Here is a 17,861-nt window from a genome sequence, read left to right on the forward strand (position 1 = left end):
GGTTCTCCTGCTCACTTCGTCGGTTCCGATGTCTCACCGGAATCTGTCACATGGTCGTCGCCCGGGAGATGCCGGATCACCAACTCGGCAATCGTCGCCATCGCCTCGGGGGCACCCATCGCGTGATGGGCCACGGGGATCTCTTCGATGACCATCGCCCCGGATACCAGCGATCGCCATTGCGCCGGGTTCGGATTGTCCAGCGCTGCGGCAAAAGCCGTGATCCCGGCGGTCACCGGAGCCGGCCGGTAGGCCATCGCCGCCGCGATCGCCTCGGCGCACCGGGTCCGGTATTGCTCGAACCGCTCGGGGTCGATGGCGCGCAGGGTCCGCTCGAGTGTCTCGTCGATGACCGCGCCGCCATGGGCGTCGAGATCGAGTCGGGGATCGAGCAGCACCAGCATCTGGACGGTCTCACCGGCCGCGGTCAGCTGGCGGGCGACCTCGTGCGCCAGGATCGCTCCCAGCGACCAGCCGAGAAGACGGTATGGGCCGGACGCCTGGTGGCGCCGAATGCTCTCGACGTGATGCGCGGCCATCTCCTCGATCGAGAACAGGTGAGGCGCAGCGGGATCGTCCAGACCCGGCATCTGCAAGCCCAATACCGGGATCGGCAGCATCTCCCCCAGTGGGCGGTAGTCGAGTACCAGACCGCTGATCGGATGGATGCACCACAGTGGTGTGCCCCGCCGCTCGCCGGTGGACAGTTCCACCACCGAGCTCAGTGCCGACACCAGATCGGCGTAGTGGTCGAGGGCCGCGGCCAGTGCTGCCGGTGTCGACTGCGCGAACAGCACAGCGGCCGGTACCGGACGGTCGAGCCGCTTGGTCAAGGCCGCCGCGGCCGAGGCGAGGAGCAGCGAGTTGCCACCGATCGCGAAGAAGTCGTCGTAGATCCCGATCTCCGGAATTCCGAGAACATCCCGGAACACCTCGACCACAGCCGATTCGGTGTCGGTCCGCGGTGTCCCGCCGACGACCGACCAGGACGGTTCGGGAAGTGCTGCGGTGTCGAGTTTGCCGACCGGGGTGCGCGGAAGTTCGGTCATCGGAACGATCGCGGCGGGAACGAGGTGATGCGGCAGGGTCGTGACCACCGCATCCAGCAGGTTCTCGGGCGTCAGGTCCGAACCGTCCGTGGTCACGTAGGAAACCAGCACCGGGCCGGCGGGTCCGGCGCGCAGCACGGTCAACGCGGTTCGGGCGCCCGCTGCCACCAGGGCCGCGTCGACCTCGGCCAGCTCGATCCGCTGGCCGCGGATCTTGACCTGACGATCGGCCCGGCCGTGGTATTCGAGGTCACCACTTTGCAACCGGCGCACCAGATCTCCGGTGCGATACATCCGCTGCCCATCCGCGGCGGCGACGAACCGGGAGGCCGTCAGCGGCGTGTCCCGGTGATAGCCGATGGCCAACCCCGGGCCGGCGAAGTACAGCTCTCCGAGCGCTCCATCTGGTGTGGGGCGCAGGTGGGCGTCGAGCACATGGGTCCTCATGTCGGGCAGGCCCCGACCGATGATGGAGGCGGTGTCCGCCTGCATGGGTCCATGCGAGGTTCCGATGACCGTTGTCTCTGTGGGGCCGTACCCGTTGATCATGCTGCGGCCATTGCTCCACCGGGAGACCAGTTCCGGCGGGCAGGCCTCACCACCGACGTAGATCGTGTGGAGCCGCGGTAATGCGGTCTCGTCGAGGGTGGCCAGGACCGAGGGGGTGATGATGGCCTGGTCGACGGTGAGCCACCGGAGCTGCTGCGTGAGACTGCGGCCGCCGGCGTCGTCGGCACGGACCACCGCGAGGGTCACGCCCGACCCGAACGCCCACACCATTTCCATGATCGATGCGTCGAAGCTGGGGCTGGCCATGTGCGCGATCCGCTCCTGCGGGCTCGTCGTGAACACCGTGGGCTCCACCAGAGCGCGCAGTCCGCGGTGCGCCACGACCACACCGTTCGGCACTCCGGTGGTCCCTGACGTGAACAGGAGATAGGCCGGATGGCCCGGGGTCACCGACACCCAGTCCACCGCCGACCGGCCGAGGTTCTCCGGGTCGGGTACCTCGATCGTGGCGCAGGTGTACTGCGACGCCGTGCGGGACGCGATGGCGACCTGGGTGCCGCTCGCCGACAGCATCCGTTCGATACGTTCGGCCGGATACCGCGGGTCGATGGGTAGGTAGACCCCGCCGAGGCGTGCGATCGCCCAGAAGGCCACCACCGATTCGAGGCTGCGCGGCAACATCATTGCCACCGGGTCACCCGTGCGCACCCCGGCCGCGACCAGTTCGGCCGCCAGTGCGGACGACCACCGGTCGAGTTGGGCGTAGGTCTGGGTTCTCGTCCCGTCGTCCACGGCCACCGTGTTCGGCCGGCGGAGCACCGAGGCCTGCAGCATCTCACCGAGGGTCAGAGCGGGCCCACTGGTGCTGCGGTGCAGGCGGTCGGCGCACTCTTCTTCGGTCCGAAGGTCGGCGGTCTCGAGTGACGGGTTGTCGTCGGAGACAACAAGTTGCAGGGCAACGTTCCAGCGCAATGCCAGGGTTTCGATGGCTCGTTTGTCGTACAGGGCGGTGGCGTGGGTGAACATCGCGGCGTCGCGGCCGACCGTCACCTGGAGGTCGAACTCGGAGGTGGGGCTGAGCTCGTCGGGGACCTGGCCGCCGGGTTCGTCGTTGACGGCCAGTGTCACCTGGACGATCGGGTGCCGGCCCATCTCCCGGATCGGATCTTGTTGCGCGACCACCTCGTCGAACGGGAGCAGGGCATTATCGAGTGCGGCCAGGTCGGTGTCGCGGACGAGGTTGATCAGGTCCGCCGTCCTCATCCCGGTGTGCAGCGTTGTTCGCAGCGCCACCGTCGAGACGAACATGCCCACCATGTCGGCGGTCTCCGGATGTCGCCGCAGTGACACCGGTGTGCCGACCGCGACATCGTCGGTGCCGCAGGCGATCGAGAGTGTGAGGGCCAGGGCGGCGTGATGGACGTGGAATTCGCTGACACCGAGGCGCCGAGCGGTCCGGGCGACCGCGTCGGTGATGCTCTGATCGACCGGAACCGACACCGTTGCGGTCGCCAATGACCGTCGCGGGTCCCGCGGGGCGCAATCGGGCAATTCCAGGACTCCCGGGTAGCCGGCCAGGGCATGCTGCCAGAACTCCAGCATCGGTGCCCGCATCCGGGTGTTGACCAGGTGCTGCCAACGGGCCACCTGCCCGTAGTCGACAGGCAACGGCGACAGCGGGTTTCCGGCCAGTGCGGCGGCGAGGTCGCGGTGCAGCACACTGACCGACTCCCCGTCCATCGCGATGTGGTGGGCGACGATCACCAGGAATCGGTGTCCGGATTGCTGGACCAATGCCACCCGCACCGGGACCGACGCCGTCAGGTCGAAGGGCGTGGCGAGCAGGGTACCGACAACATCGGTCAGTTCGCGGTCACCGAGATCGACGACCTCCGGGGCGTCCTCGAGGGTCACCTGCACCGGCGCACCGCCGGACTCGGGATACAGCGTCCGCAGTGGTGCATGCCGAGCGGCGACCGCACGCCAGGCCGCGACCGGATCCACCGCCGCGGGCACACCGACCACCACCGGGACCGCGTAGAGCGGGCGTTCCGGCAGCATCTGTTGCACCAGCCACAGGCGGTGCTGGGCCGGCGAAAGCGGGATTCCGCCGACATCTGCGGGCGCACCCGCACCCGTCAACGGGGGAAGTGTCTCGGCGGCAACGCTTTCGGAGGAGCCGAGCAGGGCTGCCAACGCGGCCGGGGTCGGTGCCGCGAACACATGTCGCACCGGCACGGTGGCGGCCGTCGCCTCTCCGATGATGGCGACCACCTGGGTGGCCGAGAGTGAACTGCCACCGAGGTCGAAGAAGCTGTCGGTCCGGCCGATCTCTTCGGTGGGCAGTCCCAAGACGGTGGCCATCGCCGCGGTGACGACGCGTTCGAGTTCCGGGTCGCCGGCGACGGGTGCAGCCGGCAGCGCGACGCCCACCTCGCCTGCCTCGTCCGCCGGCGCGCGGGCACCGGTGTCGGCGGTGTGCAACACCGGGAACGGCTGACCCGGCGCGGTGGCGATCGCGTGCAGCAGTTGTTGATAGTCGGCGATCAATGCGGTCGCCAACTCTTTCGGTATGGCCGGGCCGTGCACCAGGGTGATGTCGAGCGTCCCGTCGGTACCCGACGCCAACACCACCTCGATGTCGTATTTCGGGGCGACGAGAGATGCACTGTCCGTGACGATTTCGACGTCCAGTCCGGGCACTGCCAGGTGGTCGGCCGACAGTGAACCGAGGGCCTCCTGATGCACCAGCAGTACCGAGATCAGCGGATCTGCGCCCGCGCCGCCGACCACACCGCTGCGCCCACCGGTCACTGCTCGCGCCACCGCGTCGTACGGGACGTCGGCGTGAGCATGCGCGGTCAGGTTGGTGTCCCGCACCCGGCGCAACGCCTCGCGGACCGGCTGATCGGGGTCGATGGTGGTGCGCAGCGGCAGGGTGTTGACGAACATCCCCACCACCGACTCCCAGGCCGGGTCGTCTCGGCCCAGCACGGGTACCCCGATGACCAGATCCTGGTCACCGGTGCGCTGCGCGAGCAGCGCTGTCAGTGCGGTGTGGGCGACGTGGAAGAGGGTGGCCGACTCCGACCGGCCCACCCCGGTGAGGTTCCCGAGCGTCGTCGCGTCGATCGAGGCGTGGACCGCTCCCCCGGCAGCGCGCGCGGGGCTGTTCGCGAGCCGGCCGGGCAACCGAACCGGTCCGGTGACGCCGGAGAGTTCACGCTGCCAGAACGCGATCTGCGTGGTATACCGACTGTGCGGATCGGACGGGTCACCGAGCCGCGCATTCTGCCACTGGGTGAAGTCGGCATACGTCAATTGTGCTGCTGGACTTGGATTTCCCGCGTATGCGCTGATGAGGTCGGAGACCAGCAGCGGCATAGACCACCCATCGGCGGCCACGTGGTGCAGGGTGATGACCAACCAGGTCTCGCGCTCACCGCTGACCAGGATCTCGCCACGGAAACCGGGCTCGGTGGTGAGGTCGAAGGGCGCGGTGACCAGGTCGACGATCCGCTGGGGAACGTCCTGGGCGGCGAGCTCGACTATCGAGGGGGCGATCACCCGATCCGGATCGCCGATGAGTTGCCGTGGCCCCTGCGGGGTTTGCGGGTACGTGGTGCGCAGGCTGTCGTGCTTGCGCTGGATCCCGGCGACCGCCTCGGCCAGGCGTGCGGTGTCCAGGTCGCCGTCGAGTCGCAGCACCAACGGAATCAGGTACGCGGTCGAGTCGGGGTCGATCCGGTTGAGCACCCACAGTCGCTGCTGCGGATAGGCCAGCCCCAGATCCGTGGGCACGGGCAGATGCCGGGGCGCCTCGCCGGCCGGCAGTACGGCCGGCAACGTATCCATGGCCCCGGCGAGGTCGGCGAGGGTTCGCGAATCGAGCACCTGCCGCACGGTCACGTCACGGCGGGTCTGTTCCCGCAGTCTGCCGGCAATCCGGCTGGCCGACAGCGAGGTTCCACCGGCGGCGAAGAACTCGCTCTGCCGCCCGATCGTGTTCACCGGGATCTCCAGGACCTCGGCCCACACGGCTGCGACAACGAGCTCGGTCGGTGTTTGTGGTGGCGTGAGTGTGTGATCCGTCGGCGCGGGCACCGGCAGCGCGCGCCGATCGAGTTTGCCGCTCGGGGTCATCGGGAAGTGGTCGACCACCGTGATGTGGGTGGGTATGTGGGTGGCAGGCAGGATCTCCCGCAAGCGCTCACGTACATCCTGGACATCGCAGGGGCGATCGGGATCGGCGATGAGCCAGGACGCCAGCACCGGCTGCGCACCCGCCGACGAGATACCGGTGGTGGCACGTTCGACGCCGGGCAACGACTCCAGCGCCGTATCGATCTCGTTGGGTTCCAGCCGGATACCGCGGATCTTGATCTGACTGTCACTGCGTCCGTGCACCACCAGGTCACCGGATTCGTTGCGGTGCACCAGATCCCCGGTTCGGTACATCCGTGAACCGCGGGCTCCGTACGGGTTCGCGACGAACCGCCCCGCGGTGATCGCACTGGCCCCCACGTAGCCACGGGCCAGGGCGGCGCCCGCCAGGTACAGCTCACCGACAACACCCCGCGGGACCGGCCGCAGTCTGCTGTCGAGAACGTAGGTGGCGGCAGCGGCCATCGACCAACCGATGGGGATGACCGCATCGGCGACCACGGACGGGTTGGCGGTGACCGCGATCGTGGCCTCGGTGGGACCGTAGAAGTTTACGATCCGGCGCTCGGGCGACGCCCAGCGGTGCGCGACCGTCGCGGACAGTGATTCCCCGCCGGTGGCAACAACTCTGACCGTGGTCAGGTTCTCGGGGTCGATCGTTGCCATCACCGCAGGTGTGGAGAAGAAGGTGGTGATCGATCGGCGTTCGAGCAGGTCACCGAGTTCGCTGCCACCGATGATCTCCGGCGGACAGACGACCACGGTGGCTCCCACGGCGAAGGCCGGGATCAGTTCGATGAGGTGCGCGTCGAACCCGGTGGCGTAGTTGTGCAGCACCCGACTCGACGGCCGCAGACCGGTGTGTTCGACCACCGCGTCGACCAATGCCGGAAGTCCGGCGTGAGTGACGCTGACTCCCTTGGGTTCTCCGGTCGATCCCGAGGTGAAGATGATGTAGGCCACGTCGGCGGGCATGATCGGGCGCGCTCGTTCGCTGGTGTCGAACGGCAGCGCACCGGTCGTACCGGCCGGTGCTGCAACGATCTGCGAAAGGTCGAGCCAGTCGAGGTCCAGTGCCGGTCGTCGATCGGGTGCGTGCACGCCCAGTGTTGCCCCGGACGCGGTGGCCATGGCACGTTGGCGGCTCTCGGGGTCGCCGACTCCGAGGGTGACGAAGGCTGCGCCGGTCTTGGCGATCGCCCACGTGGCGATCACCGACCACATCGATCGCGGTGCGCAGATCGCGACGACATCGCCTGGCCCGATGCCGCGTGCGATCAGTGCCCGGGCGGCAGTGGTACTGGCCGAGTCCAGGTCGCGGTAGCTCAGCTGCCAGTCGCCGTCCTCGCAGGCGACGGACGTCGGGTTGGAAGTCACGTTGCGCTGCAACAGTTCCGGCAATGTCCGGCCGACCGACACCGAGGGGACCGGCTCGTACTCCTCGACGGTTCCCACCAGATGTTGTGCCGGCGCAGCGTCCGGATCGTCGAGCACTGCAAAGAGCAGGTTCGCGAGTCGATCCATGAACAGGTCGGCGTCCGCGGCATCCATGCGGTCGGCGGAGTAGGCCAGCCGGATCTGCAGGGTCCCGTCGACCTCGACGATCATCAGATCCAGGCCGAAACGTGCTTGGGGTTCTTCGGTCCCGCTGCGGAGCACATCGTCGGGCGCCTCGCCCAGGTCGGCCAGGAACACGTCCACCACCGGGCGTGAACCGCGGCCGTGATCGGGATCGGCCAGCGCGGCGACTGCGTCGGCGGGATATGCCGCATGCGCGAAACTGTCGAGATCGGTGCGGGTGACCTGACGCAGGATCGCCGAGAACGGCTTCTCGATGTCGATGGCCGTGCGCAACAGGACCGTTCGTGCAAGCATGCCGACGGTGCGGGCGAACTCCGGTACGTCCCGGCCGGCCGCGACGGTGCCGATGACCACGTCCGGCTCGTCACCGAGCCGCGACAGCAGGACCGCCAGTGCCGCGTGGATGACCATGAACGGTGAACTGTGATGCGCCTGCGCCTGTTCGCGCAGTTGCCAGTACCTTCCCTGATCAACGGTGATCTCGGCGGTCGAGCTGGGCCCGGGTTCGCCCGACGCCGGTCGCAGGCCTGGTAGTTGCGGCCTGGCCACCGGTTCGGCGAACACACCCTCCCAGTATCGGCGCAGGATCTCACCGCTGTGCGCGAGCACGTCGTCGGACCAGACCGCGTAGTCGCTGTATCCGAAGTCTTGTGACACCAGTGGAATTCCGGCACCGATGTCCGCTGCCTCCTGCTGCAGGATTCGGATCGATTCACCATCGACCGCGATGTGGTGAACGACCGCGGCGAGCTGCATCCCATGCATCGGGGACTCGAACAACGCGACCCGCCAGGGCAATTCCGCGGTCAGATCGAACGGCCGGTCCAGCTCCGACAACGCGGCCACCGGATCGGCGACCACCTGCGTGTCCAGGTCCAGCTCGATCGAACCGGATTCCCACAGCTGTTGCCAGGGGCCGTCCTGATCTGCCGGAAAGCTGGTGCGCAGGGCCTCGTGCCGCGCGATCATCGTGCGCACCAGTGCCTCGACCCGGTCGGCGGGAATGTCCTCGACCGAGACCAACCCACCGAGGTTGTAGTCGGTGCGATCCGGGGCGACCTGCCAGTGCAGCCAGAGAGCTTGCTGTTGCGGTGTCAACGGCAGCCGATCCGGGCGCGGCCTGGCCACCGGATGCACCATCGGAAGCACGGACGCGTGCGCACCGGCATCGTCGACCGCCGTGGCCAACAGTGCGATCGTCGGGCGTTCGAAGATCGACCGGACCGGCAGGTCAGAGCCGGTGAGCGCACTGATCGCCGCCGAGAGCCGGGCCGCCGACAGCGAATTGCCACCCAGTTCGAAGAAGTTGGTGTCCGGGCCGATGGCGGCCACCGGGATGTCGAGCACCTGTGCAACGGCAGCGGCGACACCCACCTCGGCGCCCCGCAGCGGCAGCCTGGCCTCGATGGTGGTGAGTGCGGGCAGGCGGGAGACGTCGAGCTTGCCGGTGGACGTCGTCGGCCAGTCGGTGACGATCTGCACCTGTGCCGGGACGAGGTGGACGGGCAGGACCGCGGCACACGCCACCCGGAGTGCGGCCGTGGACACCTCGTCGGAGTCCACGACGACGTAGCCGATCAGTACCTCGTCGCCGGCGCGACCGCGGTTGTGCAGGAGCACCTTTGCATCGGACACCCCCGGTTGTGAGCGGAGGACAGCGGTGATCTCGCCGGGCTCGAAGCGGTGGCCACGGATCTTCAGCTGCGCGTCGCTCCGGCCCAGATATTCGAGGTTCTCCTCGTCAACCCACCGCGCGAGATCGCCGGTGCGGTACATCCGGGTTCCGGGCGGACCCCACGGCGCCGCGACGAAGCGGATTGAACTCAGCCCGGGCATATTTGCGTATCCCGCGGTGACCTGCGGGCCGGTGACATACAGCTCGCCGGTGGCACCGACCGGTTGTGGCCGGAGGTACCGGTCGAGGACCAGCAGCCCCAGACCCGGCAGCGCGGATCCGATCAGGCTGCGCGCATCCGTGACGTCGACGTCCGTGACCGATGTGTGCACCGTCGTCTCGGTGATCCCGTACATGTTCACCAACCGGACGTCGGGATGTCCGAAGTGCCAGTCCGACAGCGCCTTCGGATCGAGCGCTTCACCGCCGAAGAGGACCAGCCGGACCGAATTCGGCAGTGGCGCATCGGGCAGCTGCACCAGACGCGAGAACGCCGTCGGGGTCTGGTTCAGGATTGTCACGCCATGGCGACGCAGCAGCTCAACCAGATCCGCGGGTTCGCGTGCGGTGTCATGGTCGACCACGATCACCTGTCCACCTGATGTCAGTGGCCCGAAGATCTCCCAGACCGAGAAGTCGAACGCGGCCGAATGGAACCAGGTCCACACGTCGCCGCGGGTCGCATCGACCACCGACAGTGCCGACTGCAATAGGGTCGTCATGTTTGATCGGGTCACCATGACGCCCTTGGGTTTACCCGTGGAACCCGAGGTGTAGATGATGTACGCCGGATCGTGCGGCAGCGGCGCCGAATCCCGATCCTGGAGTTCGCGCATCGCCTCTTCGGACGGTGAGACCACCGTGATGTCGATGATGTCGCTGAGCTCGGGGGTGATCGAGGCATGCCGGGTGTGTCCGACCACCGCGACGGGGTTCGAGTCGCTCAGGATTGTGGAGATCCGGTCGGCCGGATAGTTGGGGTCGATGGGCACATACCCTGCACCGGCGAGCAGAACTCCGACCATCGCCACGACGGTGTCACGACTGCGGTCCGCCATCACCGCGACGAGGTCTCCCCGGCGTACTCCTCGGGCGCTGAGCACGCCGGCGACAGCAGAGGCTTGTTCGACGAGTTCGGCATAGGTGGTGCTGCCGTGGATGTCCACGGTGGCGATCGCGTCGGGCGTCGCTTCCGCCTGCAGCACAATCCTTTCGGTCACGTCCACGAAGTCATCGGGCTTCGGCTGCTCGAGCGACAGTGCAGCGTGCGCCAATTCGTCGGTCCGTGGCGTGGTGAGTTGGTGCATGGTCACCGCAGCCGGATCGGCCGCGTCCGCCATCGCCTCGACCGTCCGGAGGAAGGCTACGGCCAACCGCTGCGCCATGGCCGGGTCGACATGCCACAGGCCGTAGCTGAGTGTGACCTCCATGGCCGCACCGTCACCGTGGTCGGTGATCGTGAATTCCAGCGGGACGCGAGCGTGGCCGATTCTGATCGGGGTGACCGACAGATCCTGCCCTGCCGGGGCTTCCGGGGCGAGCTGATACGCGACCATCACATCGAGGTAGGCGTCCGACCCGAGTGATTGGGCCGGCGCCAGGTGCGCTTTGACCTCTTCGAAGGCGACGTCGGCGTGGTCCACCGCGTCGGCGACCACCTGATGGCTGGCGCTGATGGCCGCCCGTAGAGAGGCAGCCGGCCGGGCATCGGTGCGCAACAGCACGGTCTGGACGAACATGCCGACCGCCGAGAGCATTTCGGTGGTGCGGCCGGCGGTGGGTGTCCCGATGATGATGTCGTCGGTACCGGTGAACTGGCCGATCGCGGCCGCCAGCGCGGCGTGCAGTACGTGGAAGGCACTTGCACCTTCGCCAGTGGCCAAGCGCTGCAATGCAGTACGTGTTCGCGCCGGGATCGTCACGTCGAGATACTCAGCGGGCTCGGGCCCCAGTGATGCCTGACCCTGATGTGCCCGGAACGGCAGCGGCAGGTGGATCGGGGCGTCGTCGAGCACCGATGACCAGTGCTCCAGCACCCGGTCACGACGCGCGGTCGACCGCTCCTGCGTCCCCATCGATCGCATCGTGCTCCACGCGTGATCGCGGTACTGCGCAGCCGGCGCCGGCCAGAGCGGGGCGTTACCGGCCACCCGGGCCTGAAGAGCCCGGCCGAAGTCCTGCGCCAGAACTGTCATCGACCAGCCGTCGACCGCGACGTGATGCGCGACGAGTAACAGCCGGAGTCCGGAATCGGGACCGGCCGGTTCGAACAGATCACCGCGCCACGGGAGGTCGGTGGTCAGATCGAACGGCCTGCGCGCCTCCGACCTCAGGTTCGACTCCGCATGGGCGTCCGGCAGCGGCCGAGGTGTCAGCATGCCGGTCAATCGATTCCGGATCTGGTCAAGCGGTAGCAGCTGCGGCTGCGGGAGTCCGCCGTGATCGCTCAGTACCGTGCGCAACACCTCGTGCCGGGCGACCACATCCATCAATGCGTCGACCGCCGCCCGCGGTGTTGCCGCCGCCGGGAGTTCGATCACCGCGGGCAGATGGTAGACGGCGCTGCTCGCGTCGATCCGGCTGAGCGCCCACAGCGCCCGCTGCTGAGGTGTCGGCGGCGGCGGTGCAGTGTTGCCCGCGGAAGCCTTGTCGCGGCTGTGCAGCGGAGCCGCGTTCACCGCGGCCTGCAGGTCGTCGATGCTTGCCGCACCGGCGACCATGCGAACACTGACATCGCGTCCGGTCCGCTCGGACAGCAGCAGCGCGATGTGCATGGCGGACAGCGAGTTTGCGCCGAGATCGAACAAGCTGACGGTCGAGTTGATCGTGTCGGGATCGACGGCCAGCACCTCGGCCACCACCGCACGGACCGGCGAGTCGAGGTCCCCGTCCCCCGCACTACCAGCGGAAACCCGGATCGGGGGCTCCGGCAGCGCCGAGATGTCACGCTTGCCGGAGGCGTTCAGGGGCCACTGCGGCACCACCACGATGCGCGCGGGCACGAGGTAGGCAGGCAGCAGCCGCTGGGCCATCGCCCGCAGGTGTTCTTCGCCGGGCCGCTGGTCGATCGGTAGCTCGTCGTTGAGCCGAACGTAGCCGGTGATGTCGCCGCCGCCCGCCGATTCGGTGTTGCGGATGACCACCTCGGCCTCGGCCACTTCCGGGATCGCCTGCAGCCCTGCGGCGATGTCGCCGGGTTCCACCCGGTGTCCACGCACCTGGACCTGCCGGTCCGAACGCCCGCGGTATTCGAGTTGGCCTTCGAGGGTCCGCCGGACCACGTCGCCGCTTCGGTACATCCGGCCACCACCGAGGTCGGCGGGACAGGCCACAAATCGTTGGGCGGTCAGCCCCGGCCTACCGACGTATCCACGGGTCACCTGCGGCCCACAGGCGTACAGCTCGCCCCACACGCCGGCCGGCACGGGTTGCAGATTGCGGTCGAGCACCAGCAATGCCGACCCCGCAAGTGGTTCACCGATCAGCGACCGTCGATCCGTGGGTGTTACCGCACCGGCGGTCAGATGCACCGTGGTCTCGGTGATCCCGTACATGTTCGAAAGCAAAACGCCATCGCCGAAGGTGTTGTGCCAGTCCATCAACCGTTCGGGACGCAGCGCCTCACCGGCGAAGATCACCGCACGCAACCGGCCGAGTTCACCGCCACCGGCGGCCACCGTCGCCAGCGGGTAGAAGGCCGACGGTGTCTGCGACAGGATCGTGACGCCGTGGCGCCGGAGCAACGGCCAGAGAGCCTGGGGGTCGCGGACCGTCAGCTGGTCGAACAGGACCACCTGCGCACCGGAGGTCCAGGCCGCGAAGATCTCGAATACGGAGACGTCGAAGGCTGTCGAGTGGGTGCAGCTGAATACGTCCCCGGCCGTGAAGCGGTAGACCTGCTCGCACGCATCCAGCAGCGCGAGGGCGTTGCCGTGCGTGACGGCAACACCTTTGGGTCGTCCAGTCGAGCCCGAGGTGAAGATGACGTAGGCGCCGTCGGTGGCCGCGAGATCGTCGAGTTCCGGCGCCGAGCCCCCGACATGGTCCCGAACGTCGGCATCGATGAGCCGCATTCCTTCCGGAATACGGTGGCGCGTGGCCGAACTCACCAGCACCACCCGTGGTTGCGCGTCCTCGAGGATGGCGAGGATGCGCTGCTCCGGGTAGCCGGGATCGAGCGGCACGTATGCCGCGCCCGCCCACATCACCGCAAGTTGGGCAACAAGAGCCCGGCCCTCGCGGGGCAGGGCAACAGCCACCAGGTCACCACGGGTGACGCCGGCGTTCACCAGGACGGTTGCCAGCGCCCGAGCATCGTCGACCAGTCGGCGATAGGTGTATGTCTCGTCCCCGAACGCCAGCGCTGCCGCGTCCGGAGTCTGCTGCGCCACCTCCAGAATCCGGTGTACCAGTGTGCTGGACGCGGACGCCACCGCGGGAATGGGCACGTGCTGCCCTGAAACGAGTTGCGCGGGAGTCGCATTCGGCGCGGCCACCGACTGGGCGATGGCCGTCACATACGCATGGCACAGAGTTGCGGCCATCGGTGCGCTGAACCGGTCGCTGCGGTAGGTCAGCTCGATACGGAGTCCGTCCGCGGTCTCGTCGACGATCCATTGCAACGCGACTCGCGCGTGGACCGGCTCGTGGGGATGGACCTCGATGTCGAGACCGTCGATGTTCCATTGTCCGAGTGGATGGTTCTGGTAGGTCAGGAGGATGTCGGACAGCGGTGTTGTGGTGACGTCGCGCCTCGGTTCCACTGCAGACGCGACCGCGCCGAGCGGGACATCAGCAGAGTTCAGCGCGAACCCGATCGCTTCGGCCGATTGAGTGAGGACGTCCTCGAACGTGCCGGCCAGGCTGTTGCGCGAGCGAATCGCCACCGGATTGACGTACATTCCGACGGCATTGTCGAGGTGCGACCCGGCCCGCCCGGCCTGTGGAACCACGATCACGAAGTCGTCGGCGCCGGTGTAGCGGGCCACGGTCACGGCGAGGCAGGCGTGCAGCCACGCGAAGGTGCTGATCCCCCGCTCGGCGGCGGCCGCAGCGAGCAGAGAAGACATCGATGCACCCAGGGTCCGCCGCACCACTGCGGCCGGGGCGAGCGCGTCCGCCATCACGGCGCTCACATCCGCGGGCAGCTCGGGACGCGGTGGCAGATCGGCGAGTTCGTTCTTCCACAGCTCGAGCTGCGCGGCAACAACTTCCGGGGCGGGGGCGCCGCCGACGGTCGCGTCGACGTACTGGGTCGTCGGCGCCCAGGCCGGTGCAGATCCCGCCAGGCGGGCCCGGTAGGCGGTTGCCAGGTCGGCCGTCAGGACGCCCAGGGACCAGCCGTCGACCGCCGCATGGTGGGTGCGCACCGACAACCGGTGCGTTTCCGGCGCGATCTGCGTCAACCGCACGACCAGCGGCGGCCGGATGGTCGGATCGATCAGGTCGTCCGCAACCTCGGATTCGCTGCCGGTCACGTCGACACTGATCGAAGTCAGGGCATCTCGGGTATCGACGACGTCCTGCCAGGCGGTGCCGTCGGATTCCATCCGGATGACGGTGCGCAACGCTTCGTGCCGGTCGACGACATCGGCGAGCGCGGCCGCGAGTGCAGTGCGGTCCAGCGGTCCACGGAGTTCGACGTCCGCGCCGAGATGAGTCGCGGTGGATCCGGGTTGTAGCCGGTCCGCAAGGATGAGCGACACCTGACCTGGCGTGGCCGGTGGGCGCGCTGCCCTGGTGGTCACGTCGTGGCTCTGCGCCGCCTGGGTGGCGGTGCGGTCGATGATCTCGGCCAACTCGGCCAGGTCCGCGGCCTGGAGGACATCGCGGAGGCCGAGCGGGCGATCAGTGAGTTCCCTGATCCGTGCCGCAATGCGGGTGGCATCGAGCGACGAGCCACCGAGTGCCAGCACATCGTCGTCCATCGATGGGTCGGGAATGTTCAGGATCTCCGAGATGGCCTGCGCCAGCGCCTTTTCGGTCTCTGTTTCGGCCGGGCGGTGCGAGCGCGCCTCGGTGAGGTCGGGATGTGGAAGGGCAGCGCGATCCAGTTTTCCGGTGGTGGTGACGGGCAGCGCATCGATGACCACGATGTGCGCCGGCCACATCGACGTCGGCAGCCGAGAGGCGATGTGCTTGCGGACGCGTTTGGGCAGCCGTCGATCCTCGGAACCGGTGACCAGGTAGAGAGCCAACTGGTCCCCGCGGCCGACGTCGACCACAACAGCCGCGGCCTGCTTGACGTCCGGATGGGTCAGCGCGGCCATGGCGATCTCGCCCGGTTCCACGCGTACCCCGCGAACCTGGACCTGATCGTCACTTCGACCCACGTAATGAAGCTGCGCGAAGGTCTCATCCCAGCGGACGCGGTCACCGGTGCGATACATCCGTCCGCCGTCCGGATTCCATGGGTTGGCCACGAACGCCGTTGCTGTGAGCGAGGACTGGTCTGCGTAGCCCCGCGCCAGTGCGGGCCCTGCCAAGTAGAGGTCGCCGACCACGCCGCCCGGCACCGGACGCAACCGGTGATCGAGGACCAGACAGGTCATGCCGGCGATCGGCGCTCCGATTGCCGGGCGTTGATCACCGGCCGCCAAGGGCGCGGTTGCCGTGGCCATGACCGTCGATTCGGCCGGACCATACAGGTTGAACACATCGCGGCCACTCCCCCAGCGGCGCACCACGTCTGGTGGGCAGGCCTCTCCGGCCAACATCAACGTGCCACACACGTCGGCGCGCAGTTGGTCGGGATCCATCGTGCCCAACACGCTGGGGGTGATCACCGTATGCGTGATCGCACCGGTGACGAGGAAATCCGCCAGCTCCTGGCCGGCGACAACATCGGTCGGCGCCGGACACCATGCGCCACCGCCCGACGCAGCGAGCAGGATCTCGAACACAGAGGCGTCGAAGGCCGGTGACGCCAAACCCGAGACCCGCGATCCTTCGACGACGCCGAGAAGTCGTTGCTGCTCCAGCAGCGCGGACAGCCCCCGGTGGGTGACCTGCACCCCTTTGGGGGTTCCGGTCGAGCCAGAGGTGTAGACGAGATAGGCGACATCGTCGACAGACACCGGACGAGCCGGCTCGACCGGTGTGTCGGGTGTACCGGCAAGCTCGACGTCGGACAGATCCCACCAGCGGTCGCCGGACTCGGGCTCAACTCCACCGGCAGCCGTCAGAACGACGATCGGTTCAGCCTGGGCAAGTACGGCTTTGACTCGCTCACGCGGGTGTGCGGGATCGATCTGCATGATCGTCGCGCCGGTCTGGGCCACGGCCCAGAATGCGAGCAGTTGGTCGAGGCCTCGTCCGGTGGCGATGGCCACGGTGGTGCCCGGCCTGGCGCCCCGCGCCTGGAGGTGGTGGGCCAACTGCCGGGACCGCGACGACAGTTCGGCATAACTCCACTGCACCGATGTGGCGTGGACTGCGGGCACGGCGCCGTGAAGGCCGGCGGCATCGTCGAGAAGTTCGCGCAGGGTTGTGGGCGCCGGGGCGGGGTGCGGCGTGCTCGGCACCCGGCTGAGTTCACCCGGTGCCATCAGCGCAAGGTCGTCGAAAGTCTGTGCAGGCTCGTGTAATGCCGCGTCGGCCACCGACGCCACGAAGTTCAGGAGTCGGGTGTGGTGGCCGCGGACTTCTTCCTCGGTGTAGCGGTTCGGGTTTGCTTCGAGGTCGAACCTGAACTCGTCGGGTTCGCTCGGGTTTCCGGTGCGGTACAGGTTGATCGCGAGATCGTCGACCGCGCTCGTCGACAGAATATGCAGCGATCCGTCGGCATCCCCGAACTGCAGAGCGTCAACGGTGAGCATGAGGTTCAGCAGGGGGCCGGTGAACTCCCGACCGGCCAGCGGGGAGTTGTCGCCCGGCATCAGCTCGAGCATGTCTTCGAACCGGAAACGTTGGTGCCGAAGGGCACCCATCATCGCGGCCTGGGTTGAGCTCACCGCAGACTCAACGGTTGTCTCCGCCCCGATGCCCGTCGGCAGCGGTACGACGTTGGACACCGTGCTGAAGCTCTTCCGCAGCAAAGCCGTGGTCCGTGCGGCCACCGGCAAGCTCAATGCCACATCACCGCGGCCGGTCACGCGCGCGAGATAGCCCGCGGCCGCGGCTGCGATAAGCACCGGCAGCGTTGTGCGCAGCGATGTCTCGGCGCGCTTCAGCGAGCTCACGGTTTCACGGGGAACAACCCCCGAGACACGGAGCGGCCCGGCTTCCGCCGGGCCCACACGGTGAGACAAGGTGACTGGAGGTGCCAGCTGCGCCACCTGTTGACGCCAATACTCCCGGTCCTTCTCGTACCGTGGAGAAGATCGGTAGTCAACGTCCGCCTGGGCGAGGCCGGCCAGGTCCCGAGCTGGAACCGGCACGCCAGTGCCCTCGGCGAAGCGCCGACCGTAGGTGCCGGCAACCATCTCCAACATCGAAAATGCGCCGGCCCCGTCGAACACCAGATGATGTCCGCGTTGGTAGAACAACCACGTGTCATCGGCAACCTGAAGGATCGCCGATGCCATCAGACGATCGGCGAACAGGTCGACAGGCCGGGTGTAGTCGGCCCGCATCCACAGCTGCGCGGCAGTCATCGGGTCCGGTTGACCGCGAAGGTCTTTCACGGTGATGTGGTCGCTCAACTCGCGGTCGATGACCTGCTCGACGCCATTGTCGGTCTGTTCGAACCGGGTGAAAGCGATCCCGGTCTGCCGGCCGACCTCTTGGGTCACCGTCCGGAGCAGGTCAACGTCGACGAACCCGGTCAGTTCGATGTATTCGGCGATGTTGATGGGGCACAGTGGCATCGCCTGTTGAACCGCCCACAGCGCCTGCTGTGCACGGGTCAACGGTTGACGAACCACCATGCCCACGACCCACTC

1 protein-coding gene is annotated in these 17,861 nt (G+C 67.9%); it reads right to left on the reverse strand.

Annotated features, from left to right (window positions below):
• Window positions 1-11: 11 nt before the first annotated feature.
• Window positions 12-17,846 (reverse strand): amino acid adenylation domain-containing protein, encoded by a 17,835-nt coding sequence (locus tag AC51GT_RS12875; protein WP_496329103.1) that lies wholly within the window; start codon window positions 17,844-17,846, stop codon window positions 12-14.
• Window positions 17,847-17,861: the final 15 nt, after the last annotated feature.

The organism is Williamsia sp. z34 (genome assembly GCF_059553395.1).